The 24,213-nt window shown below is 72.0% G+C and carries 19 protein-coding genes; 9 read left to right on the forward strand and 10 right to left on the reverse strand.

Features of this window, described 5'->3' with window-relative positions:
• Positions 1–32: 32 nt before the first annotated feature.
• The 7 genes from mfd to thpD all read left to right on the forward strand — a co-directional run bounded on the left by mfd (position 33) and on the right by thpD (position 8,771).
• Positions 33–3,587, forward strand: a complete 3,555-nt coding sequence (gene mfd / locus HNR73_RS05975; protein WP_184786236.1) for a transcription-repair coupling factor — start codon at positions 33–35, stop codon at positions 3,585–3,587.
• 56 nt (positions 3,588–3,643) lie between these two features.
• Entirely contained in the window at positions 3,644–4,321 is a 678-nt protein-coding gene (locus HNR73_RS05980; RefSeq protein WP_184786237.1) for a hypothetical protein, read from the forward strand.
• Positions 4,322–4,325: 4 nt separating this feature from the next.
• A complete protein-coding gene (locus tag HNR73_RS05985) occupies positions 4,326–5,318 on the forward strand; it encodes a nucleoside triphosphate pyrophosphohydrolase (protein WP_184786238.1) in 993 nt (330 codons plus the stop codon).
• Positions 5,319–5,525: 207 nt separating this feature from the next.
• Positions 5,526–6,101 carry a diaminobutyrate acetyltransferase gene (ectA, locus tag HNR73_RS05990; RefSeq protein ID WP_184786239.1) on the forward strand — a complete coding sequence of 192 codons (576 nt, stop codon included), beginning with the start codon at positions 5,526–5,528 and terminating at the stop codon, positions 6,099–6,101.
• An 89-nt stretch (positions 6,102–6,190) separates the two neighbouring features.
• On the forward strand, positions 6,191–7,450 hold the full coding sequence (gene ectB / locus HNR73_RS05995) for a diaminobutyrate--2-oxoglutarate transaminase (protein ID WP_184786240.1): 1,260 nt from the start codon (positions 6,191–6,193) through the stop codon (positions 7,448–7,450).
• The gene (locus tag HNR73_RS06000) at positions 7,447–7,869 is read left to right on the forward strand and encodes an ectoine synthase (RefSeq protein WP_184786241.1); all 423 of its coding nucleotides are present in this window, start codon (positions 7,447–7,449) and stop codon (positions 7,867–7,869) included. Before ectB ends, HNR73_RS06000 begins: the two co-directional genes overlap by 4 nt.
• Positions 7,869–8,771 carry an ectoine hydroxylase gene (thpD, locus tag HNR73_RS06005; protein ID WP_184786242.1) on the forward strand — a complete coding sequence of 301 codons (903 nt, stop codon included), beginning with the start codon at positions 7,869–7,871 and terminating at the stop codon, positions 8,769–8,771. Before HNR73_RS06000 ends, thpD begins: the two co-directional genes overlap by 1 nt.
• Here the strand turns inward: thpD and HNR73_RS06010 are convergent.
• The 3 genes from HNR73_RS06010 to HNR73_RS06020 form a co-directional block, all read right to left on the reverse strand.
• Entirely contained in the window at positions 8,755–9,777 is a 1,023-nt protein-coding gene (locus tag HNR73_RS06010; protein WP_184786243.1) for a hypothetical protein, read from the reverse strand. The two genes, thpD and HNR73_RS06010, sit on opposite strands and share 17 nt — an antisense overlap.
• A 116-nt stretch (positions 9,778–9,893) precedes the next feature.
• Positions 9,894–10,811, reverse strand: a complete 918-nt coding sequence (locus HNR73_RS06015; protein WP_184786244.1) for a glycosyltransferase family 2 protein — start codon at positions 10,809–10,811, stop codon at positions 9,894–9,896.
• The gene (locus HNR73_RS06020) at positions 10,812–11,897 is read right to left on the reverse strand and encodes a sulfotransferase (protein ID WP_184786245.1); all 1,086 of its coding nucleotides are present in this window, start codon (positions 11,895–11,897) and stop codon (positions 10,812–10,814) included. It lies immediately after the preceding gene.
• A 147-nt stretch (positions 11,898–12,044) separates the two neighbouring features.
• Between HNR73_RS06020 and HNR73_RS06025 the strand changes: the two genes are divergently transcribed.
• Positions 12,045–12,836 (forward strand): WecB/TagA/CpsF family glycosyltransferase, encoded by a 792-nt coding sequence (locus tag HNR73_RS06025; protein WP_184786246.1) that lies wholly within the window; start codon positions 12,045–12,047, stop codon positions 12,834–12,836.
• Here the strand turns inward: HNR73_RS06025 and HNR73_RS06030 are convergent.
• The 6 genes from HNR73_RS06030 to HNR73_RS06055 are packed head-to-tail and all read right to left on the reverse strand — an operon-like array spanning position 12,833 to position 20,759.
• Positions 12,833–13,645, reverse strand: coding sequence for a methyltransferase domain-containing protein (locus HNR73_RS06030; protein WP_184786247.1), 813 nt, complete (start codon positions 13,643–13,645; stop codon positions 12,833–12,835). The two genes, HNR73_RS06025 and HNR73_RS06030, sit on opposite strands and share 4 nt — an antisense overlap.
• A 32-nt stretch (positions 13,646–13,677) precedes the next feature.
• On the reverse strand, positions 13,678–15,429 hold the full coding sequence (locus HNR73_RS06035; RefSeq protein ID WP_184786248.1) for an MATE family efflux transporter: 1,752 nt from the start codon (positions 15,427–15,429) through the stop codon (positions 13,678–13,680).
• The gene (locus tag HNR73_RS06040; RefSeq protein WP_308441970.1) at positions 15,396–16,277 is read right to left on the reverse strand and encodes a sulfotransferase domain-containing protein; all 882 of its coding nucleotides are present in this window, start codon (positions 16,275–16,277) and stop codon (positions 15,396–15,398) included. The genes HNR73_RS06035 and HNR73_RS06040 overlap by 34 nt, the downstream gene beginning before the upstream one ends.
• A gap of 32 nt (positions 16,278–16,309) precedes the next feature.
• Complete coding sequence (locus HNR73_RS06045; protein ID WP_184786249.1) at positions 16,310–17,593, reverse strand: aminoglycoside phosphotransferase family protein; 1,284 nt, start codon at positions 17,591–17,593, stop codon at positions 16,310–16,312.
• Positions 17,590–18,996, reverse strand: a complete 1,407-nt coding sequence (locus HNR73_RS06050; protein WP_239122373.1) for an O-antigen ligase family protein — start codon at positions 18,994–18,996, stop codon at positions 17,590–17,592. Before HNR73_RS06050 ends, HNR73_RS06045 begins: the two co-directional genes overlap by 4 nt.
• Complete coding sequence (locus HNR73_RS06055; protein ID WP_184786250.1) at positions 18,981–20,759, reverse strand: Wzz/FepE/Etk N-terminal domain-containing protein; 1,779 nt, start codon at positions 20,757–20,759, stop codon at positions 18,981–18,983. The genes HNR73_RS06050 and HNR73_RS06055 overlap by 16 nt, the downstream gene beginning before the upstream one ends.
• Positions 20,760–20,965: 206 nt before the next feature.
• On the opposite strand from HNR73_RS06055, the gene HNR73_RS06060 reads away from it, so the two are divergent.
• Positions 20,966–22,600 carry a CBM96 family carbohydrate-binding protein gene (locus HNR73_RS06060; RefSeq protein WP_184786251.1) on the forward strand — a complete coding sequence of 545 codons (1,635 nt, stop codon included), beginning with the start codon at positions 20,966–20,968 and terminating at the stop codon, positions 22,598–22,600.
• A 49-nt stretch (positions 22,601–22,649) separates the two neighbouring features.
• Here HNR73_RS06060 and cysC read toward each other — a convergent pair whose 3' ends face one another.
• Positions 22,650–24,173 carry an adenylyl-sulfate kinase gene (cysC, locus tag HNR73_RS06065; RefSeq protein WP_184786252.1) on the reverse strand — a complete coding sequence of 508 codons (1,524 nt, stop codon included), beginning with the start codon at positions 24,171–24,173 and terminating at the stop codon, positions 22,650–22,652.
• Positions 24,174–24,213: the final 40 nt, after the last annotated feature.

A 24,213-nucleotide genomic window follows, 5' to 3' on the forward strand; every position in this document is an offset into this window, starting at 1 on the left:
TGCCCTCGTGCTCCAACCCAAAAGGTGTCACCATGTCGCTGGCAGGCCTGCTCGCCGCCGCTCTCGCCGAACCCGCACTCGCCCGCACCGCCGCACTCGCGAAGAACGCCGCCGCCGCCGACGGCCTCGACCTGACCGGCCCCGCCGCGCTGCGCCCCTTCGTCGTCGGCGCCATCGCCTCCGGTGACCTCGGCGCCGGACGGCCGGTGCTCGCCGTCACCGCGACCAGCCGCGAAGCCGAGGACCTCACCGAGGCCCTGCGCTGCCTGCTCCCACCCGACCAGGTCGCCTTCTACCCGGCCTGGGAGACCCTCCCCCACGAGCGCCTCTCCCCCCGCTCCGACACCGTCGGCCGCCGCCTCGCCGTCCTGCGGCGCCTCGCCCACCCCGACCCCCACGACCCGCTGCGCGGGCACGTCCAGGTCGTCGTCGCGCCCGTCCGCAGCGTTCTCCAGCCCCAGCTCAAAGGTCTCGGCGACCTCGTCCCCGTGCACCTGACCGTCGGCTCGACCCACGACCTCGGCGACGTCACCCAGGCCCTCTCCGACGTCGCCTACGCCCGCGTCGACCTCGTCGAGAAGCGCGGCGAGTTCGCCGTGCGCGGCGGCATCCTCGACGTGTTCCCGCCGACCGAGGAGCACCCCCTGCGGGTCGAGTTCTGGGGCGACGAGGTCGAGTCGATCCGCTACTTCTCCGTCGCCGACCAGCGCTCCCTCGACAAGGCCGACGTCCTGTGGGCGCCCCCGTGCCGCGAACTGCTGCTCACCCCCGACGTCCGCGAGAAGGCCCGCGAACTCGGCCGCGACTACCCCGGCCTGGCCGAACTGACCGCGAAGCTCGCCGAGGGCATCCCCGTCGAGGGCATGGAGTCGCTCGCCCCGGCCCTGCTGGGCCCCGACCGCCTCGAACTCCTCACCGACTGCATGCCCGAAGGCACCGTCGTCGTCGCCTGCGACCCCGAACGCATCCGCACCCGCGCACACGACCTCAACGCCACCAGCGAGGAGTTCCTCGCCGCCGGGTGGGCCGCCGCGGCGGCGGGCGCGAAGACGCCCATCGACCTCGGCGCGGCGGCGTTCCGGGGCATCTCCGACGTTCGCGACGCCGCCTCGGCGCGCGGTCAGGCGTGGTGGAACCTCACCCCGCTGGTCAGTGATCTCAGTGACATCGACACCATTGTGATCGGCGCGCAGGAGGCGCCGAAGTACCACGGCGACAACGCCCAGCTGCTGATCGACCTGCGCGCCCACCTCAAGGCCGGCCGCCGGGTCGCGCTGGTCTTCCCCGCGAGCGGTCCCGCCGAACGCGCGGTGGAGCTGCTGCGCACGGCCGAGTTCGGCGCGCACCTGGCGGCGTCGGTCGACACCCTCGCCGACCTCGAACCCGGCACGATCACCGTGACCACCGGCTCCCTCGGATCCGGCCTCGTCGACGAGGGCGCCGGGCTCGTCGTCATCACCGGCGACGACATCACCGGCGGACGCGGCACCAGCACCCGTGACATGCGCAAGATGCCGTCCCGGCGGCGCGGCGGCGTCGACCCCCTCGAACTCACGGCCGGCGACTTCGTCGTCCACGAGACGCACGGGGTCGGCCAGTACGTCGAGATGGTCCGCCGCACCATCAACGACGCCGAACGCGAATACCTCGTCATCGAGTACGCCGCCAGCAAACGCGGCCAGCCCGGCGACCGGCTCTTCGTCCCGACCGACCAGCTCGACATGCTCACCCGCTACGTCGGGGGCGAGCAGCCGACCGTGCACCGCCTCGGCGGCGCCGACTGGGCCAAGACGAAGGCCCGCGCCCGCAAGGCCGTCAAGGAGATCGCCGCCGAGCTCATCAAGCTCTACGCGGCCCGCCAGGCCACCGAGGGCTACGCCTACGGCGAGGACACGCCCTGGCAGCGGGAACTGGAGGACGCGTTCCCGTACCACGAGACGCCCGACCAGCTCGCCGCGATCGAAGAGGTCAAGGGCGACATGCGCAAGCTGATGCCGATGGACCGCCTCATCTGCGGCGACGTCGGCTACGGCAAGACCGAGATCGCCGTCCGCGCGGCCTTCAAGGCCGTCACCGAGGGCAAGCAGGTCGCGGTCCTGGTGCCGACGACGCTGCTGGCGCAGCAGCACTTCAACACCTTCACCGAGCGAATGTCGCAGTTCCCGGTGACGATCAAGCAGCTGTCGCGCTTCCAGACACCCAAGGAGGCCGAGGAGGTCCTCACGACGATGTTCAGCGGGGAGGCCGACATCGTCATCGGCACCCACCGCCTCATCCAGCCGACCAGCCGCTTCAAGGACCTCGGGCTGGTCATCGTCGACGAGGAGCAGCGCTTCGGCGTCGAGCACAAGGAGCACCTCAAGCAGATGCGCGCGGCCGTCGACGTGCTGTCGATGTCGGCGACGCCGATCCCGCGGACCCTGGAGATGGCGATCACCGGCATCCGCGAGATGTCGACGATCGCGACCCCGCCCGAGGAGCGCCACCCCGTCCTGACCAGCGTCGGCGCCTACGACGAACGCCAGATCACCGCCGCGATCCGGCGCGAGCTGCTCCGCGACGGGCAGGTGTTCTTCCTGCACAACCGGGTCGAGTCGATCGAGAAGGCGGCCCGCCGCATCCGCGAGCTCGTACCCGAGGCGCGCGTGGTCACCGCCCACGGAAAGATGGGCGAGGACCGCCTGGAGAAGATCATGGTCGGCTTCTGGGAGAACGAGTACGACGTGCTCGTGGCGACCACGATCATCGAGTCGGGCATCGACATCCCCAACGCCAACACCCTGATCGTGGAGCGCGCCGACCTGCTCGGCCTGTCGCAGCTCCACCAGATCCGCGGGCGCGTCGGGCGCGGCCGCGAACGCGCGTACTCGTACTTCCTGTACCCGCCGGACAAGCCGCTGACCGAGCAGGCCCACGAGCGCCTCGCCACGATCGCGCAGCACACCGAGCTGGGCGCCGGCATGTACGTGGCGATGAAGGACCTGGAGATCCGCGGCGCCGGGAACCTCCTCGGCGGGGAACAGTCCGGGCACATCGCCGGGGTCGGGTTCGACCTGTACGTGCGGATGGTCGGCGACGCGGTGGCGTCCTTCAAGGGCGACAAGCGCGAACCGCTGCAGGAGGTCAAGGTCGACCTGCCGGTCGACGCGAACATCCCCTACGACTACATCTCGGTGGAGCGGCTGCGGCTGGAGATGTACCGCAAACTCGCCGAGGTCCGCACCGAGGAGCACCTGGCCGAGGTGCGCGCCGAGATGACCGACCGCTACGGGGAGGCGCCCGAACCGGTCGACAACCTGGTGGAGGTCGCGCGTTTCCGGCTGCTGCTGCGCCGGTACGGGCTCACCGACGTGGCCCTCCAGGGCCGGCACATCCGCTTCTCGCCGATGGACCTGCCCGACTCCAGGCAGATGCGGCTCAAGCGCTACTACCCCGACGCGGTGTACAAGACCACCGGCGACGTCGTGTCCCTGCCCCGGCCGACGACCGGGCGCATGGGCGGGGCGCCCCTGTCGGGATTGCCGCTGCTCAAGTGGGCCGGGGAGCTCGTGACGGGCGTGCTCGACGCGCCGCAGCCGGTCTCGTGAAGCTCGGATAGGCTGCCTTCGGTTTGGAATTGACTGAGCAGACAGCGAGGGACGACGTGAAGGTACGACGCATCGCCGCGAAGGCAGCCATCGCTACCGTGGGGCTGCTGGCCGTGGCCGGGCTGTCGGCCTGTCGGGTCGAGTCGGGGGCCGCCGTGTTCGTCCAGGACCAGCGCATCGCCGAGACGCAGGTCGACGCGGTCGTGGACAGCGCCCCCGAGGCCTTCGGCAACGACATCGGGCCGATCCGCCAGTGGACGGTCAGCTCCTTCGCCGTCGTCGAACTGGCCCGCCAGTACGCCGCCGACAACGGCACCGCACTGCCCGGCCCCGACTACGCCGGCGTCGCCGAGGCCGCGGGCGGCGAAAGCGCCTTCACACGCCTGTATGCCGAACAGGCCGCCTACGGCCAAACCCTGTTCACCGAGGCCACCGCCGTGCAGCCCACCGAGGCCGACGTGGCCGACCTGCGCATCGGCACGTTCAGCCAGATCAACGCGTCCCTCGACGCCGAACAGGCCGCCTACGTCGAAGAGGCCATCTCCCAGGCGGCCACCGGCGAGGCCTTCAGCCAGTCCCTCGGCAAGCGCGACCTGCTCAACAGCCTGTTCGCCGAGTACGACGTGGTCGCCAACCCGCGCTACGGCGCCCCGACCGTCACGGTCGCGCAGGTCGCGGTGGCGCCGCAGGTCGCCTACTCGGTGACGGTTCCGCTTCCCACTACCGCGTCCTGACGCCATGGCACCGCGCATCGTCCTCCTCGTCACCTCACCGCGACTGCCCGCCGGGATCCTGTCGGCCGACGCGTGGGACGAGCTGCGCCGCGCCCAGGCCGTCTTCACCGGCGCCGACTCCGCGCAGGCCAACGCGATCCGCCGGGTCGGCGTCAACGTCACCGTGATCGACGAGCACACCGCCGCCGACGTCCTGCTGTCCACCGTGGACGGTGCCACGACCGTGTGGCTGTCCGGCCCCGACGGCGACCCGCGCCTCGCGCGCACCCTCGGCACACGGCTGGCGAAGAACCCCTCGGCGGCCGAGATCGAACTGTGCCACGGGTCCTGGGACCCGCCGGGCGGCCGCCTCCTCGACGTCGTGTCCACCATGGACACCCTGCGCTCGCCGGGCGGCTGCCCGTGGGACGCCGAGCAGACCCACGAGTCGCTGCTGCCCTACCTGGTCGAGGAGACCTACGAGGTCATCGACGCCGTGCACTCCGGCGACAAGGAGCACCTGCGCGAGGAACTGGGCGACCTGCTGCTCCAGGTCGCGTTCCACGCACGGATGGCGCAGGACGATCCCGACGAGGAGACGCGCTTCGGGATCGACGACGTGTCGGGCGACCTCGTCGCCAAACTCGTGCGGCGGCATCCCCACGTGTTCGCCGACGTCGAGGTGACCGACGCCGGACAGCTCAACGACAACTGGGAAGCCATCAAGGCCGAGGAGAAGCCGCATCGCGAGTCGGCGATGGACGGTGTCGCGATGGGCCAGCCCGCGCTGCCCCTGTCGGCGAAGCTCCAGTCGCGGGCCGAGCGCGCGGGACTGGCCGAGGCCGCCTGGCCCGAAGACGGCACCGGTGCCGAACTGACCGAGGAGACGCTCGGGGCGCGGTTGTTCGCGCTCGTGGCGCGGGCGCGCGAGGCCGGGCTCGACGCCGAACTCGCGCTGCGCCGGGCGGCCCTCGACTTCGCCGAGCGGGTCCGCGCCGCCGAGAAGGACGCGGCGTAGTCCGCAAGTCCCCGAAAAGCCCCCAAAGGCACCCCGCGCATTCACTTTGTCGACAATCGACAGGCAAACCGGCAGACTGTCCGATCCTCGACAGTCTTCGTCCGAAAAGCCCGCTACCTGCCCTTAATATCCCCTTTTAGACCTCGCAAAAGCGCTCAAAACACCAGGCTGGCTTGACCTTGCTCTGATCCGATAGTGTCGTTGACCATGTCCCCCGACGACGCAAGCGCAACCGTCGCCCAGGTCCCCGGGAACCTCGCCGTCACCCTTTCGACCCCCTCGATACCCGACGGCAACCATCTCTGGCGCCTGGCCCGCGAGGCCGGATCCCTCGACGTCAACTCCCCCTACAGCTACCTGCTCTGGTGCCGCGACTTCGCCGACACCAGCGTCGTGGCGCGCGACGGGGAACGACCGGTCGGCTTCATCTCCGGCTACACCCGGCCCGGCCGGGCCGCCACGCTCTTCGTCTGGCAGGTGGCGGTCGCCCCGAGCCACCGGCGACAGGGCCTGGCCAGGCGCATGCTCGACCACCTCGCCGATTCCCTCGCCCCCCGTGGCGTCGTGAACGTCGAGGCGACGGTGACACCGTCCAACGAATCGTCCACGCGGCTGTTCACCTCCTTCGCGGAAGCGAGGGGGGCGACGGTCACGCGTGACGTGCTGTTCGCCGAGGACCATTTCCCGGCCGGCGGCGCCCACGAGGCGGAGGTCCTGTTCCACATAGGACCCCTGCGCCGAGCGGCGACGCCCCCACCGGGGAACGGTTCCGCCATCGGGTGATGCCGACCCGATGACGTGCCGCACCGCCCCCCGGCAGGGGCGGTGCGCGACGACGGCGACCGGCCAGTACAGGCCGACCCTGGAGGATAATGCGCATATTCGAAGAAACCGAGTCGCAAGTCCGCTCCTATTGCCGCGGCTGGCCCGCGTTGTTCGTCCGCAGCAAGGACAGTCACGTCTTCGACGAGCACGGGAAGTCCTATCTGGACTTCTTCGCCGGCGCGGGTGCCCTCAACTACGGGCACAACCATCCGGTGCTCAAGAACGCGCTGCTGGAGTACCTGACCGACGACCACATCGTCCACTCCCTCGACATGTACACCGAGGCCAAGGCCCGCTTCCTGGAGACCTTCCGGGACGTGATCCTGCGCCCGCGCGGCCTTGAGTACCGCGTGCAGTTCCCGGGCCCGACCGGGACGAACGCCGTCGAGGCGGCCCTCAAGATCGCCCGCAAGGTCACCGGGCGCACGACGATCGCCCGGTTCACCAACTCCTTCCACGGCATGACCCTCGGGTCGCTCGCGGTCACCGGCAACGGGCGCAAGCGGCACGGCGCGGGCGTTCCCCTCGAACACACGCTCACGCTTCCCTTCGACCAGTACCTCGACGGGTCCACCCCGGACCTGTTGTGGCTGCGGCGCCTGATCGAGGACTCCAGCAGCGGCGTCGGCCTCCCGGCCGCCGTCATCGTGGAGACCGTCCAAGGGGAGGGCGGCATCAACGTGGCGAGCCCGGAGTGGCTGCGCGCCCTGTCGCTGCTGTGCTCCGAGCACGACATGCTGCTCATCGTCGACGACGTTCAGATGGGCTGCGGCCGCACCGGCCCGTTCTTCAGCTTCGAGGAGTCCGGCGTCGTGCCCGACGTCGTGTGCCTCTCGAAATCCCTGAGCGGCTACGGCCTGCCCTTCGCGGTCACGCTGCTGCGCCCGGAGCTCGACATCTGGGAGCCGGGCGAGCACAACGGCACCTTCCGCGGTTACAACCCGGCGTTCGTGACGGCGACCGCCGCGCTGGACGAGTTCTGGCGCGACGGGATCCTGCGCGACACCGTCGACCGGAACGGGTCCTTTGTGGACTCCGAACTGCGGCTGATCGCCGATGAGCACGCCGACGCCGGAGCGACCGTGCGCGGTCGCGGCCTGGCGCGGGCGGTGGCCTTCGAGGACGCGAACATCGCGGGGGCGGTGTGCCGCAACGCCTTCGAGCGCGGCCTGCTGCTGGAGACGGCCGGAAGCGACGACGAGGTGGTCAAGCTGCTCCCGCCGCTGACCACGCACCGGGAGGATCTGGACGCCGGACTGTCCATCGTGGCCGATTCGGTCCGGGCGGCGAGGAAGGAACTGGCATGATCGTGCGCACTCTGGAAGAGATCGCGGGCACCGACCGCGACGTCGTCGGCAACGACCGGGACCGGGCGCAGGGGACGTGGCGTTCGCTGCGGCTCGTGCTGGCCAAGGAGAAGGTCGGCTTCTCCCTGCACGACACCGTTCTCTACGCGGGTACGAAGACCTCCATGTGGTACGCCAACCACATCGAGGCCGTCTACGTCATCGACGGCGAGGGCGAGCTCATCGACCACGACAACGGTGAGAGCCATCGCCTGGCGCCCGGGACGATGTACCTGCTCGACGGGCACGAGAAGCACACGCTGCACGCGCACACCGATCTGCGGACAGTCTGCGTGTTCAACCCGCCGGTGACCGGCCGCGAAGTGCACGACGCCGACGGCGTCTACCCCCTGTTGACCGAGACCGGAGAGGAAAGCTGATGTTCGACACCGTTCATGGAGTCCGCGACCTGTACCCGACCCGGGTCGGCGCCGAGGCGGCGCTGCTCTACCGCAAGGAGGACCCGGTCGTCTACGGCCGGCGCAACGAGGGGCTGCTCGATCAGGAGACCCTCGACTCCTATGAGGAGAACGGTTTCCTGTCGGTCGAGGAGCTGATCACGCCGGCCGAGCTGCTGGGGTACCAGGCGGAGCTGGAGCGACTGCTCACCGACGAGGCCATCAAGCGCGACGAGCGGACGGTGCTGGAGAAGGACTCCGGCGAGGTCCGGTCGATCTTCGAGGTGCACAAGATCAGCGAGGTGATCGCCGGTCTCGTCGCCGACGAGCGCGTCGTCGGGCGGGCCCGCCAGATTCTGGGTTCGGACGTCTACGTGCACCAGTCGCGGATCAACTACAAGCCCGGTTTCAAGGGCAAGGAGTTCTACTGGCATTCCGACTTCGAGACCTGGCACGCCGAGGACGGGATGCCGCGGATGCGCGCGGTGAGCATCTCGATCGCGCTGACCGACAACCACGCCTACAACGGCGGGCTGATGATCATGCCGGGTTCGCACAAGACCTTCGTCTCGTGCGTCGGCGAGACCCCGGCCGATCATTACCGGGAGTCCCTGCGGGAGCAGGAGATCGGGACGCCCGACCCGCTGAGTCTGGCGGTGCTGGCCGAGAAGCACGGGATCGAGCTGTTCACCGGCCCGGCGGGGTCGGCGACGATGTTCGACTGCAACTGCATGCACGGCTCGAACGGCAACATCACGCCCTTCGCGCGGTCGAACGTGTTCGTCGTGTTCAACAGCGTCGACAACACGTGCGTGGCCCCGTACGCCGCTCCGGGGCGCCGCCCCGACTTCGTCGCGGCCCGGGACTTCACGCCGGTGAAGTGACCGAGGGGGCGGGCGGCGGGACGCCGTCGTCCGCCCTTTCGCATGTGCCGCAGCGGTCGCGGGCGGCGAGGTGGTATCCCCACGTCGCCGCCGACAGCGCGAGGCCCCAGGCGAGGAAGACGAGTTCGGTGCCGAAGATCGACCATTCGCGGGCCAGGTCGGTCCACGTCGCGGTACCGGCCGACAGGTCGCGGGTCATCAGCGCGATTCCGATGACGCCGTAGGCGGTCAGGGCCGCCGAGACGACCGCGCCCGGTACGAGGGCGAGCATCCGGGGGATCCTCCGTCCGAAGAGGACACGTCCCCAGCGCATGCCGAGGCCGAGGCTGACGAACCCGCCGAGCGCCGGGACGGCGCACAGGGCGATGGCGGTGGCGGGGTCGAGGTCGGTGCGGATCTCGGTGAGGGTCTGCTCCGAGGCGCCGAAGGGGATCCCGAGGACCCACAGCAGGTGCGGGACGCTGAAGCCGAGGACGGGTAGGGCGCAGGCGGCGTACGCCGACCGGCGCGCCCAGCGCGCGACCGGCGAGGTCCCTTGTCGCCGGTCGTGCCCGCAGCGGCGCGACTTCGCCGACGCGACGGCCACCCGTGCGAGCAGCAGCGCGAGTCCGAGCTGCGCGAGCCGGTGTACGACGTCGCGCCAGTCCGTCGCCCGCCCCGCCAGCCCGGCGGGAATCTGGAAGAGCAGGTGCCCGGGAAACGAGACGACGACGAACGCGGCCGTCGCGCCCCACAACCCGGCCTCGGTCACCGTGCCCCGCCGCGGCGCGGCGGCCACGACACCGACGGCGAGCGCGGCGAGTCCGACGGCACCCCACCCCGGCCAGAACCCGAGGACGGCGGTGTCGGCGTCGCACCCGGACGCGAGGGCGGCGCGGTCGGACTCACCGGGGGCGCAGACGGTGAGGCCGAGGACGCCCCCGGCGGCCCAGTAGACGCGGAGTGCGAGGTAGACGGTGGTGGCGACGGCCGCTACGATCGCGGCCCGGCGCGGGAATGCGGTCATGGGGGCCAGACTCGCGCGCGGGCGGCGGCGCGGCATGACCGTGGTGGGGGACGGGGGTCCCCCGGGTGGGTGAAATGTCAGACGCGGTATTCGGCCGCGCGCGCCGGTGGCCGCCCCTAAATCCCATGCCCCTTCCGGTGCAGCGCCGACATCACCGTCTCGATGCGCACCAGACCCACCGCCGCCGCCGTCGCGATGACCGCTCGGGGCTCCGTCCACTTCGAGCGCATCGCGCGGCGGGCCCATTGCAGGGCGTCCTTGCGTTGCCCGACAGCGGCGTGCCAGCAGGCGAGCTGCCCGTAGACGCGTGCCGCGCCCTGCGGGCAGCCGTGCAGTTCCGGGTGCCTGCTCAGCATCCAGTGCAGCGAGCTGATCTTCGTGTCGTAGCGGGCCGCGAAGTGCGAGTTGCCCCAGTGGACGCGCACGAGCGGTTCGTCGACGTGCGTGATCGGCGCGCGGCGGGCCGCGCGCAGGAGCAGGTCCCAGTCCTCGTTCTGGCTTCCCGGGGCGTCTTCGGCGACCATCCCGAGCCCTCCGAGCAGGGCGGCCCGGCGCAGCAGGAACGTCGACGAGTGCAGCATCATCATCCGCGAGCGCAACAGGTCCACGTGCCGGATCGTCGCCATCCCCGCGAGCCGGGGCACGACGGCGCCCTCGTAGGCGACCTCGACGGCGCAGGTGACCAGCTCGGCGTTCGGCGACAGCGCGGCGACCTGGCGGCGCAGCCGTCCGGGCAGCCAGACGTCGTCGTCGTCGCAGAAGGCGATCAGATCCGTGCCGAGGGCGTCGATGCCGGTGTTGCGGGCACCGGCGAGGCCGGGCGTCCGCAGGTTCTTCGTGACCCGCACCGAACGGGGCCCGTCCTGCACGAAACTCTCGTCGGGTTTGGCGCGGTCGAACACCACGACGATGTGCATCTCACCCGGGTAGTCCTGGGTGAGGATCGCGTCGAGGGTGTCGCGCAACTGCTGCGGCCGGCGGTGGGTCGGCACGACGACGCCGACCGAGGGCCAGCTCTTCTCCTGCTCCGACACCTACTCCCGCCCCACACTGACCGGGGCGATGGCGACGGGCCCGATCGGCTCGGGCCGCGAGTCGGCGGGCGCCGACTGCATCGGCAGCGGCAGCGCCACCGTCGGCCCGGGCACGTCCGGCGCGGGGGCCGCCTCCGGTGGCTCGACGGGCCGCGTCGTGTACCCGTAGCGGTTGAGCAGGGGCGCGGTCAGGGTCTTCACGAGACGCTGCTGCGTCGACGGCAGCTCCTCGCGCCACTCCTCGTCCCGGCGCAGCGGGATCCGCCCGACCGAGAAGCGCATCGGGTTGCCCGCCGCGCTGTGGTTCGGGCCGAGGTCGGCGTAGTCCTCACCGATGTAGCGCAGGTCGGTCGGCGCGAGCTCGACCCCGGCGAACTCCGCGAGGCGCTCGACGACGGTCCGCGGGTCGGCCAGCAGCTTCTCGTAGCGCACCCGCCGCACCGGGACCCCGCGCCGCCCCAGCATCGAGAAGGCCGCGTTCTGCGCGTTCCACAGCAGCGCCGACCGCGCCGGGGAGTACCGCGTCATCTCCGCCTGCCCGCCCGTCTCGGGCCGCGACACCTGCTTCGTCCACGAATAGGCGACACCGCGGCTGTCGCGCACGACGTGCACCACGCGCAGATCCACGTCGGGACACCAGCGCAGGCAGTAGGCCAGCGACGCGTGCTTCGAGGAGTCGATGATCAACCGGCCGCCACCGGCGTCGGCCGAGGCGGCGGCGTACACGCGCCGGTAGAACTCGGCGTACTCGGTGATCAGCGAATGCTGCACCGGCGAGAGCTTCTTCGCCGCGAGGGTCGGGATGTGCCGGGTGCGGTCCACAGTGGCCCGAAGCGCCTCGATCCGCGCCAGGTCGACGTTCTCCCAGCCGTTGAAGGCACGCCGCCCGACCCGCTGCCAGAACTCGCACATGGAGAAACGCGCGCCACAGGCGCAGCGCTCGTCGTCGCGGATGTCACGCTCCCACAGGTGCGCGACCTCGCCCAGCGGCAGCGTCCCCGGCAGCTGACCGAGCAGCCTCTCCAGCAGGGTGGTCCCGCTCCGGCCGAGCCCGCCGATGAACAACACCCGTACGACCTCTGACATACCTGTCCCCCACGGTGCGTCCGGCGGGGTCACCGCCGGAGGGCGGTGGCAGCCCTCACCTCCTATAACCGATCGACCCCACCGAAAGGACACGCCTTGTGTCAAAACAACTACGATTAGCTCCTTCGCGGGTTAAGGTCTGCGGCTATGAGCTCGCAGCCCACGTTCCAGAGTCGCCTGGAAACTAGCGGTAGTCATTTCACCGTCGCCGGTATCAGATTCGACGCGCTCGATGAGCGGGGAGTGGTCGCGCACGTGCGCCGGGCGCTCAAGGAGGGACACGGCGGCCGGATCGTCACGGCCAATGTGGACATCGTCCGCCAGGCCTTGAAGAACCCCGAGGCGCGCGCCCACGTCGAGGCCGGAACCCTCGTCGTCGCCGACGGCGCACCCGTCGTCTGGGCGTCCAAACTGGCCCGTCGCGGCCTCCCCGCGCGGGTCGCGGGCTCCGACCTGATCTGGAGCCTTTCGGGCGAACTGGGGCAACTGGGCGGGTCGGTGTTCCTGCTCGGTGGACGCCCCGGCAGCGAGTTGCTGGCCGCGCGGCGGCTGATGGACGCCAGTCCCGGCCTGCGGATCGCGGGCGCGCTGGCACCGCCGATGGGCTTCGAGAAGGATCCCGAGCTCGTCCGGCGGGTCTGCGAGGAGGTCGCGGCGGCCAAACCGGACATGGTCTACGTCGGGCTCGGCTTCCCCAAGCAGGAGTGGATGATCTCCAAACTGGCGCCCCTGCTGCCCGGCGCGTGGTTCATGGGCTGCGGCGCCTCGATCGCCTTCGTCGCGGGCACCCTGCGGCGCGCTCCACTGTGGATGCAGCGGGCCGGGCTCGAATGGCTGCACCGGATGGCCCGCGAACCGCGCCGGCTCTTCGCCCGCTACGTCCTGCACGACGCGCCGCTCGCACTGCGCCTGCTGCTGCTGGCCCTGCTGCGCCGCTAGGCGCACACGTGCGGCCGAACCGGCCCGGACGAGGCGTCCGGGCCGGTTCGCCGTGCCCCTAAACCAAGACGGCGGGCGATGTAGAGCACGTTCGTGGCGCAACCCGACAGGAACGACCGCCGGCTCGCCCACGAGTCGAAGCCGGGCGCGACCCAGCTGACCGGCGGGATCTTGTAAAAACCCTGCGTGAGCAGCGTGAAGCCCTGCCGCGTCAGCAGTTCGAAACCGTGCCGCTCGAAGAGCTCGCCGATCTCGGCGTGGCTCAGTTCGGCGAACCAGCGGCCCTCCTCGACGCGCCCGGCGGCCTTGCGCAGGTGCCGGAGCGAACCGGCGTTGCCGTGGTTCTCGACGATGAGCAGGCCCGAGTCGGGCGTGGGCAGCATCCCGGCGGCGAACTCCATCGCGCGGTCGCGGACCTCCCGCGGCGCGTTGAGCAGCAAGCGGAACATCGTGACCAGGTTGGGTTCACGCTGACCGTCCACCGTGCCCGGCAGCGGACCGGTCTCACCGACGAGGTGCAGATCGGCGGGGACGCCGAGCTCGCGTGCCTTGGACAGCATCGCCTCGGAGGTGTCGTACCCGTGCGCGCCGCTGGTCAGCCCGTCCAGCATGCGCAGAGCGCGGCCCGTGCCGCAGGCGAAGTCGTGGTGCACCGGCGGCCGCTCGAAGGCGGTCTCGGTGAAGGCGCGCAGCCATTGGCGCTGCCGGGCGCTGACGTGCGTGGAGAAAGAGCGGGGTGCGTAGACCTCCCGCTCGTACTTCTCCACGGCCTTCTCGTCGCGGAAAACCTCTGTGTAGTTGGTGCGCATCCCTTTCATATCCCCCAGGTTGTGTCAGGTGTTCACTTCAGATGCCGGGTCAGCAGCGGACCCCGCAGGCGCCAGAGGAGGACCGCGTAGGCGACTCCCCCGCAGATCGCGACCGGCAGTCGCGCGCCCCCGCCGAGGACGAGACCGGCGGTCGTCGGGAGGACCCCGAAGCAGACGGCGGTCGCGGCCATGGCCAGCCCGCTCTCCCGGCCGAACGGGTGGAGCCGTTCGGCGAAGGCGAGCTGTGCCAAGGGGATCAGGTTGTTCGCCAGCACGGCCGCGGCCCAGCCGACGGCGGCCCCGAGTACGCCGATCCGCGGGATCAGCCACAGGTTGACGGCGACGTTGACGACGAGGGCGGTGATCACATTGGACAGTTGCCAGGACGTGCGGCCCGACATGGCGAGGACGGTGTCGACGGTCCCGCACGCGCTGGCCACGAGCATGGCCCCGGCGAGGGTCAGGACGACGCCGACGGCCGCGCCGGTCCGGTACTCGGCGCCGAACAGGCCCAGGTACTCCGGTGCGAGGACGGCCGCCGACAGGTACATCGGCCACGACAGCAGGATGATCCACGTCGTCGTGTGGCGGTAGAGGCGGCGGGCGGTCGCGGTGTCCTTGATGGACAAAGCGGCGGCGATGCGCGGCTGGAGCGACGAGCCGACGGCGAGGTTGGCGAGCTGCCCGGCGATGACGAAGCGGGTCGCGACGGTGTACAGCGCGGCCTCGGCGAAGCCGAGCATCCCGGCGACGAGCAGGATGTCGAGGCGCTGGAGGGCGAGCTGCGCGACCGAGGCGAGCGCGCGGGGGGCGGTGTAGCGCCAGAACGCGGCCGGGGTGAGGCCCGGGTCGCCTTCGGCGGTGGTGGTGCGTTTCCGCAGCCACCAGGCGGCCACGGCGGTCGCCGGGATGAACGGGAGCGCCCACGCGACGGTGACGAACGCCGGTGCGGTGTCCGCCGTGGACAGTGAGACGGCGAGGGCGAGGAGCGCCAGCTGGGCGAGGGTGCGGCCGAGGCGTTCGATGTAGACGGTCGGTTTCATCGTCGACAGGCCGCGGGTGGCGGCCAGGAGCGAGTCGAGGACGGTGCCGGCGGGTACGAAGACGGCGAGGAGGCGCAGGAGGCGGGCGTAGTCGTCGACGTGCGCGGGGTCGGGGCTGTAGGCGGCGGCGAGGGCGGGCGCGGCGATGTAGCCGGCGATGCCGAGGGCGACGCTGAGGGCCGCGACGGGCGTGACGCCGATGCGGATGGGCGCGCGGGCGGGCGCGGGGTGGTCTGTGGCACGCAGGCGGGCGATCCAGTAGACGAGGCCGGTGGGCGTGCCGAGGCGCGCGAGGCTCGTGGCGAGCAGGAAGGCCGAGGTCGCGGCGAAGAAGAGGCCGGCGCCGTCGGGTCCGAGCGCGGCGGCGACGAGCCAGGTGATGACGAGGCCCGCACCGCCGGAGACGGCGGAGCCGGCGAGGTTGGCGATGCCGCCGAGGGCGACACCGCGCAGGGGTGGGGCGGTGGGTGGGGGCGCCGGGGCGAGCTCGCTTGAGGCGGGCGGCGCCGTGGGCTGGGCGGGGATGGCGACGACCTTGCCGGGAGGCGGCGTGAGCGGCCGCGCCGGTCGCGAGGCGGCTCCCGGTTCGATCCCCGCGACCCGGGCCGCCTCGGCCGCGACCTCGTCGAGGGCGGCGAGGGCGTCGGGCGCCGGGGCGTTCCGCGCGGGCGCGATCGACGCGCCCCCCGCCCCGGCCTCCGTCGTCGTCACCGGCGCCAGGACGGCTCGGCGCCGAGCCACGCGGTGAGCCGTTCGTCGTGCGGCAGGAAGTGCGCGTCGAGCTCGTCGCGCAGCTCCGGCGTCATCGACGGCCGGTCGGGGCGCGCGTTGTGCTTCCCGAACCCGGGCTGGTGCAGCCACGGCAGGCCGAGGAAGCCGAGGATCCGGTCGTAGACGGCCTCGGGCTCGGCGAAGAAGTCGTGCGAGTCGAGGACGAGGATCCGCTCGCGCCCGACGATTCCCGCCACCCGCTCCAGGTGGTCGGCGTACTCCCCGCGCGACAGGTAGCCGTGGTGCTGGTGGCTGAAGCTGTAGTAGTCGGGCTCGCGGCGCAGGCGCGCGTCCTGCCCGTACAGGCGCTTCGGTTCGGCGTCGAGGGCGCTGCGGAAGTCGAGGATCGGCTCGAAACCGCGCGCGACCTCGTGCGCGTGGTGCGAGTAGGCCCGTTCGACCGGGTCGCGGACCAGCACGATCAGCTTCACGCCGGGCAGGTCGCGGGCGAAACGCTCGGCGGCCAGGGGGTGGTACAGGTAGTACGGGCTCGACTCGAAGACCATCGGCCGGATCCCGAGGCCGTCGGTGACCCGGCGGGCCGTCAGCCGGGTCGGGAAGTGTCCCCGGTACCACGACAGGCCGCGCTGGTAGTTCGTGTCGAAGTAGTGGACTCCCTTGTGCAGCACCGGCTTGAGGATCGCCGGGTGCGAGGACAGCGCCCGGTACAGCGACGTCGATCCGCAGCGTTGCCCGCCGCACAGCAGGAAGGACGGGAGCAGCCTCGCCGCCGCCGTCATCCGCCCGTAGGAACGCGACCCGGCGTGGATGACGCGTTTGATCTGGTGCGGGACTTTCTCTCCGCTGATCTTCAGCACGAACGGCTCCCCTCGGCGTCGATGAGCATCGGCTAGTTCCCTTCTGGGCTGGTCGGTCCGACGACATCGGCGTCGGGCGTGGCGAAGGCGGCCACCCGGCGCACGAGCACCGGGAGCAGCCAGGTGCCCAGGGCGCCGAGCCTCGCTCCGGCCTCGGCCTGGCGGTCGGTGAGGTACCGGGTCGCCAGGTCGATGAGGTAGAGCAGCGCGGTCAGCCGGGCGAGCCGGGCGGGGGCGGGAGCCGGGTTGGCGGGGAAGAACGGCGCGAGGAGGGCCCCGGCCTTGTTGATGCAGTGGTCGACGGCGGCCGACGGGTCCCGGCGCGCGATCACGATGTCGTGCTGGAGGCGGTAGTGGAGGGCGTCGAAACCGACGGGCGCCTCCAGGCAGAAGCGCTCCCAGTCCCACACCAGGCAGGTGTCGGCGAGCATCGCCATGTTCCAGGGGGTCCAGTCGCCGTGCCAGGCGCCGAAGGTGACGCGTTCCCCGGCGGCGGCGTCGAGGAGCTCGACGGCGGCGGCGCGCAGTTCGCGGGCGTCGGCGGTGTCGTCGAGGGCGTCGATGCGGTCGCGGAGGGTCGCGAGGTAGTCCGACTCGTCGAGGCGCCGGTTGTGGACGCCTTCGAGGGTCGCGATCTCGCGCATGGCCTCGGCGAGGCGGCCGGGGGCGACGGCAACGCGGTCGGTCCAGATCGGCAGGGCCTGCTGGACGAGGACCTGGTGCTCGCGCCACACACCGGCGTGCCGGACGCCGGGCACGGTGACCTTGACCAGTTCGGCCTTGGCGAGGCGCTGGAGGGCCTCGGTCTCCTCGGCGACGAGCCGCTGGGTGAGCGGGTTGACGCCGATCTTGGCGAAGGCGATGGTCTGCCCGTGCTCGGTGAGCAGCTGCACGACGGGTTTGCGGTTGGCCCGCGCCGGTCCGATGTGGACGGAGATGTGCAGGGGCGTGTCGAGGACGCCCGACAGGTACCCGCTGAGGCTGTCGGCGTCCGGATCGGTGGTGGTGACGGTGATCCGGTCGCGCAGGAGGAGGCGCGACATGCCGGTCCGCAGGGCGAGGACGGCGGCGTCGCGTTTGAGCCTCGCCAGCCGTGACGGCGGGCGGGCGTAGCGGGCCAGGGCCGCCGCGGCGACCTTCGGCGAGTTCGCCGGGACGAGCAGCCGCGGCCGGCGGATGTTCGGCACGGCGATCATCCGCACGGCGGTGTCGTCGCCGGGGGCCCCGGATCCGTCGCGCCGCCAGGGATCCGGGTAGAGGATCGGCAGCACCTCGTTGACGTACTCCGCCCGCCGGGCCGTGTTGTCGTTGGTCATGAGTGGTTCTCCCGCTTGTTGCGCCACAGCAGGGCGTACGCCAGCATCGTCAGCGCCAGCGGCGTGACGAGGGCGTTGTAATAGAACATCGAGGTCAGCGACAGGAGCATGGCCGCCGAGGCGGCCAGTCCGATGGCGCTGCGGTCGTGGCGGAAGCGCCACAGGACGACGAGGAAGAAGCCGACGTAGCAGGCGGCGCCGAGGATTCCGTGCGCGTAGAGGGCCTGCCACAGCTGGCCGTTGCCGCCGATGACGCGCCCGCCGCAGCGGGGGCACTCCTCGGTGGCGCCGACGGCGATGGACGCGCCGGAGCCGATGGTCTTGCGGGTGGACCCGTAGCCGATGACGGGGGATCCGGCGACGCCTTCGACGGCCTGCTCGGTGGAGTAGCCGCGGCCGTCGTCGGAGTGGCCGTTGTCGAGACGCTGCGAGACGACGCCGCCGAGGGGAGTCGCGGCGAGCAGGATCCCGCCGGCGAGCAGGAGGGCGGCCCCCGCGCCGAGGATCCACAGTTTCCCGGCGAGCAGGAAACGGAAGGCGAGGTAGGCGCCCGCGACGCCGAGGTTGAGCCACAGGCCGCGGTTCATCGAGTAGATCGCGGGGACCAGTGCGACGACGAGCAGGGCGGCGGCGCCGAGGCGGACCATGCGGCCGGTCGGCCAGGCCCAGACGGCGACGACCACGAAGGGGGCGAGGATCCCGAGGTTGTTGCCCCAGGTGTTGGTGTAGCCCCAGGGCGCGGCCGGGCGCGGGGTCTCGTAGCCGAGGAAGTCCATGACCTGGGCGGCGGCGGGGTGCACGAGGGACTGGACGAAGCCGTCCTTGGCGACCTTCGCCGGGAGCATCATCTCCAGCGGCGAGGTGAACTCGAAGTGCCCGGCGACCATGCCGAGCAGGCCCCCGGCGACGGTCACCGCGAACAGCCAGGCGAGGAGCTTCACCAGGCGGCGGCGGGGAAGTTCGCGCTCGCTCAGGTTTCCCGCGTACAGCAGGCAGATGGTGACCGAGGCGTACCCGACGACGCGGAACAACGCACCGGGCAGGCGCGAGGCGACGCCGCCGGGGATCGTGCCGGCCGGGTCGAGGTCGAGCGCGAGGAGGCTGATGAGGACGACGGCGCAGAACGCGAGCCACAGCGCGAACCCGGGCGGCACGGCCACCTTCGGCAGGCGGACGAGCCGCACGAGCATGGGCACGGCGAGGATCGGGAAGATCAGCGTGCCGAGGCCGAGCGCCCACCACAGGGGGTAGAGCGCGAGCAGAGCGGTCAGGGGCCAGGCGGGCGGCAGATTGAGGAGCCGGGCCGCGCGAGGCCCCGAGCGCACGCCCTCCACAGTGGACGCGTGCGTCACGGCGAGCGCCCGCGAGGGTACGGCGGTGCCGGTTCCTAGCCCCGCCCGCATGACCGTCCGTCCACGGTGGACGAGCGGCGCGGCCGGGGGCCGGGCTTCTCGGCGTCGCCTTCGTGCTGCGCGGGAATCGCGGCGGCGACGACGGGCAGGACCTGCGTGGGCTGCTCGGCGGCGGCGGGCTCGCGGCCGTCGAAGCGCAGCGCGATGGGCGAGGCGGGTTTCCCGGCGGCCCCGGCCTGCACGGTCGGGACCTCGACGGGGGTGATCGCGGGGGGACGCAGGCGCGGCAGCACGACGGCGCCGAGCAGGGGCGTGTTGACCCGGCGGAGCTGCTCGGCGAGGTCGACGACGGCGCCGAGCCGGGTGCGCTCGGATTCGACGACGAGGAGGACTGCGTCGGCCGCGGCGGCGAGGCGCTGCGCGTCGTCACCGCCGCCGGCGGGCGGGGACTCCACGACGACGAGTTCGGCCGACTGGGACAGCGCGCCGACGACCTGGCGCATCGTGTCGGTGGGCCAGCCGGAGGCGCGGGCGGCGCTGCCGGCGCCGATGACGGTGAGGTGCGGGTGCCGGGCGGCGCGGTTGGCGACCTCGTCGAGGTCGGCGCGGCCGGTGATGACCTCGGCCAGGCCCGGAACCGACGGCGTGCCGAGCAGGTCGGGCAGCGCGAGGTACGGCGAGGCGTGCGCGGCGACGGCGGCGACGGGCCGGTCGATGCGGGCGAAGGCGGCGGCGAGGTTGGCGGCGACGACCGTCGCCGCCGGGCCCGGGTCGATGCCGACGACGAGCAGGACGGGACCGCTGCCGGGCCTGCTCGCGTCCGCGTGGGCCGCGGGCGCCAGCAGGGTCGCGGCGAGCTCGTTGCGCAGACGGCCGAAGAGCTTGCCGGGCGGGCCGTAGGCGCCGTAGACGTCGGCGAACTTCGGCGCCACCGACGCCGGGAGCTCCCCGAGCAGCGGAACACCGCAGCGTTCGGGGAGGTCGGCGGCGCGGCGGACGCGGCGGGAGAAGCGCTCCCGGGCGATGACGGCGCCGAAACCGAGCAGCAGCCCGGCCGTGCCGCCCCCGGCGAGGTCGAGCCACACGACGGGGCTGCTCGCCGACTCGGGCAGCGCGGCCTCACTGATGACGCGGCCACCGGCCAGCGTGGACAGTTTGTTGTCGAGTTCGGCCCGGCGGGCCGCGAGCTCCTCGATCTGGGTCTGGACGAGGTCGCGGTTGCTGTTCCAGACCGGGGCCTGCGGGTCGCGCGAGCCCGCGCCGGCGAGCTTGGCCGAAACCTCGGAGAACTCGCCGCGCAAGGTCTCCAGGCTGGCGTCGACGGTGGCGATCTCGGCCTCGATGACCTCGCGGGCGCTGTTCTCGCGATGCGCGAGGTAGGCCGCGGCGAAGGCGGCGGCGCCGTCACGGGCCTCGGCGGCCGAGTCGCCGGCGAAGCCGATCGTCAGCACGGAGGTGTTGGCGGGGACCTCGACGGTCACGCGCGCCGACAACTCGCCCGGCTCACGCGGGGAGGCGAGGAGGTCGTGGGCGAGGGCGGCGACCTCGGTGGAGCGCACGAGCTGCGCCTCGGTGTCGAGGTTGAGCTCGGACTTGGTCCGGCCGCCTTCGACGTTGACGGAGTCCACGCCGGTCGGCCGCACGAGCACCTGCGCGCGCGACTCGTACACCTTCGGGCTGGCGACCGCGACCGCGCCACCGGCCAGCAGTCCGGCCGCGAGCAGTGCGAGAAGAAGCCAGCGTCCGCGCCTTACCGCCACGAGCACGTCGCCCAGGTGGTAAGTGGATGTGGTGCCCCTAGCGTCCATGGCCATCGAGCGGTCCGCCCCCTCCGCCGTCAATCGTCCAATGAGGGTCAACGAAATCGGGACGCGTCGGATACGGCCTAGGTGACGAAGAAGGGAACTGTCGGATACGGTGGGTGTTCACAAAAAGGTCGAACCCACAGTAATCAACGCGAGCGTCCGACCTGTACATGGAGCGAGGCGGCCGGTGCAGCGCCCGGCCAGTGGGGGGCAGGATGAAGGACTGGCGCCGGATCCTCTCGAACACGTTCGGGCTACAGGACCGGCGGGCCCGCAGAAGGCTGACGTTCGCGGTGATCATCCCGGTCGCGGCGACGGGCTTCGGCCTGGGCTACTCGGTGGGCTTCAGCCGTTCCGGCGCGCCCGTGCCGACGTCGGAGTTCACCGCGACGGGCGTCGACGCCGAGGCCGACACCTACATCCGCACCGCCGAGCCCGAGGGCGCGGCGGGATCCGAACCGCGGCTCCTCGTCGGCGGGTCGCCGGAGGTCGGTGTGGCCAGCACCTACGTGCGGTTCACGGTGACGCAGGCGCCCGTGCGCGACGCGCGGCTCGAACTCGCCGTCGCCGAGAGCGGCAGTGAACAGCTCCTCGAAGTCATCGCCGTCGACGGCCGCTGGGACGAGACGACGCTGTCGGCCGTCGAGGTACCGCCTTTCGGGCGGGCCCTCGACTCCGCGTCGGGCGGCGGCGGGACCGTCTCCTTCGACGTGAGCAAGGTCGTCACCGGTGTCGGCGTGTACGCCTTCGCCGTGACCTCACCCGACGAGCGGCTCCTCACGCGCTTCCACTCCCGCGAAGGCGGCGTCGCGCCCCGGCTCAACTTCCGGGTGCCGGTCACCCCGACCCCGTCGGCGTCGCTCAGCGGCGGGACCCAGAGCACCGAGGCGACCTACGGCGCCGACCTCGCCGGGCCCTGCGAGGTGGGCGTCAAACTCGTGCCCACCTGCGGTGCCCTGTGGGGCGTCGCGCCCGGAGCGCGGTCGAAGGAGTCGCGCGCCGACGCCATCGCCCGCTTCGAGGAGCGCACCGGGCGCCCGCAGGACGTGTTCCACGCCTACCACCGCGGCGACGAGCTCTTCCCCACCGACGAGGAGATCACCATCGCCCGCGATCCCGGGCGGCCGCGGCTGCTGTTCCTCAACTGGAAGCCGCGCGGCGCCAGCTGGGCCGAGATCGCCGCCGGCGACCGCGACGTCGACGGCTACCTCGACAGGCTCGCCGCGCACATCAAGGAGAACTTCCGCGAGCCCTTCTTCTTCACCGTCCACCACGAACCCGAGAACGACGTCGACCCCCGGGAAGGCTCCGGGCAGACCGCCGCCGACTACGCGGCCATGTTCCGGTACGTCATCGAGTACCTGCGCGGGAAAGGCGTGACGAACCTCGTCACGGTCATGGTCTACATGGCCTACCTCGGCTGGTCGACGAAGCCGTGGCACTCCCAGCTCTACCCCGGGGACGACGTCGTCGACTGGGTCTCCTGGGACACCTACGCCTACTCCGACAAGGGATACGGCTTCGGGGACTTCGCCGAGATGGTCGACCGCACCGACGACACCGGCGCCTGGCCCGGCTACTACCGCTGGGCCGCCAGGACCTTCCCCGACAAGCCGCTCATGCTCGCCGAATGGGGCGTCTGGCAGTCCGACAAGAACCCCGGGCACCAGGCCCTGGTGTTCGCGCAGGCCATGGCGCAGCTCGCGCACTTCCCGAGGCTGAAGGCACTCGTGTACTTCGAGACCGCCAACGACCGCGGGAAGGACTCGCGCATCGACGGGGACCCGGGGACGCTGTCGGCGTTCCGGGAGCTCGGGGAGTCGCGGCAGTTCCAGGTGCAGCTGCCGTAGCCGTCCCGGCGTGGGCGAAACAGCCGGGCCGCCGATGTGCGCGCGACCGCTACCAGCCCTGCCTGTCGAGCCACCCCTCGTCGGTCAGGTACGTGATCACGCGTTCGACCGCCTGGTCGACGGTCAGGTCCGTCGTGTCGATCGTCAGCTCGGCGTTCACCGGCACCTCGTAGGGGTCGCTGATGCCCGTGAACGAGCCGATCACGCCCGCCCGCGCCTTCGCGTACAGGCCCTTGCGGTCCCGCCGCTCGCACTCTTCCAGGGGCGTGGCCACGTGCACCAGCACGAAGTCGGCGCCCGCCTCACGAGCGGCTTCCCGGGCCGCGTCGCGTGAGGCCGCGTAGGGCGCGATCGGGCAGCAGATCGCCACGCCGTGGTGCCGGCCGATCTCGGCCGCGACGTACCCGATCCGGCGGATGTTGAGGTCCCGGTCGGCCGCCGAGAAGGACAGTCCGGCCGACAGCAGGCGGCGGACCACGTCGCCGTCCAGAAGGGATACCGTCCGCTGGCCGCTCTCGGCGAGGGTGTCGTACAGGCCGCGCGCGATCGTCGACTTCCCCGAACCCGACAGGCCCGTGCAGAACACGACCAGCCCCCGCTCCCTGCGCGGCGGGCGCGAGCGGCTCAGCTCGGCGGCCACCGCCGGTGGCGTGTGCCAGTCGGGCAGGCCGTGCCCGCGATCGAGCAGGTCGGCGATCTCGCCGCGCGTCTTGCGCGGCCGCCGGAAGCGCGGCGGGATGTCGTCGAGGGGACGCCACTGCCCGTCGCGGATGTCGTAGCCGAGCTCGCGCGGCACGATGACGCGCAGGCCGCCGCCGGTCACGGTCTGGCCGTCCGACAGCAGATGCGTCACGCCATAGGCGGCGGCGACCTTGGCGTTGAGCAGGCCGTCGCGGATCTCGTCACCGCGCGGGGCCAGGGGCACCGCGGCGACCGTGCAGGCGCGCGGAAGCCGGTCGCGGGCGGCGAGCACCGCGCGGACCAGCGCCTCGGGCGGCAGCCCGTCGGGGCCGGGCGTGGCGATGGGGATGAGGATCAGGACGTGCGCCGACAGGGCCTTGGCGGCGTGCGAGATCTGCGCCAGCTGCGGCCGGTGCAGGGGCGTGTCGGCGATGACGCCGAGGACCCTGCCGTCGGGCAGTCCCGCGCGAACGGCGACCGGCGTCGCCCGCAACCGCCGGAACGGGCCGTGCTCCGGCTCGGCGATGCGCCGTACCGGCCCGGCCAGCCGGGCCTGGCCCGGCCCGCTCGGCGTGATCTCCAGGACCTCGACGGCGGCGACGGGCGCGCCTTCGGGGTCGGTGAGCACGAGGACGCGGTCGCGCGGGGCGGCCGGGTCGAGGCGGGCGGCGAGTTCCTCGGGCACGTCGAGGGTCACCGGCACGGGCCACGGTCTGCCGTCGGCGAGTTCGCCGCGCGCCACGACCGAGGCGACGTCGGCGGCCGACAGGAATCCGGTCAGCGGCTCGTACGCGCCGGCCAGCAGCAACTCCAGGTCGGCCAGTTCGTGCGGCCGAGGCGTGCTGGAAGGCGCGTTGGCGAGTACCTCATCGGGAAGCACCCATTCGCTCACGGTGGCATCACCCCCAGCAGGGAGTGTGGCAGGCGGGTAC

Origin of the sequence: Phytomonospora endophytica, from assembly GCF_014202425.1 — a bacterium.
Taxonomy (GTDB): Bacteria; Actinomycetota; Actinomycetes; order Mycobacteriales; family Micromonosporaceae; genus Phytomonospora; species Phytomonospora endophytica.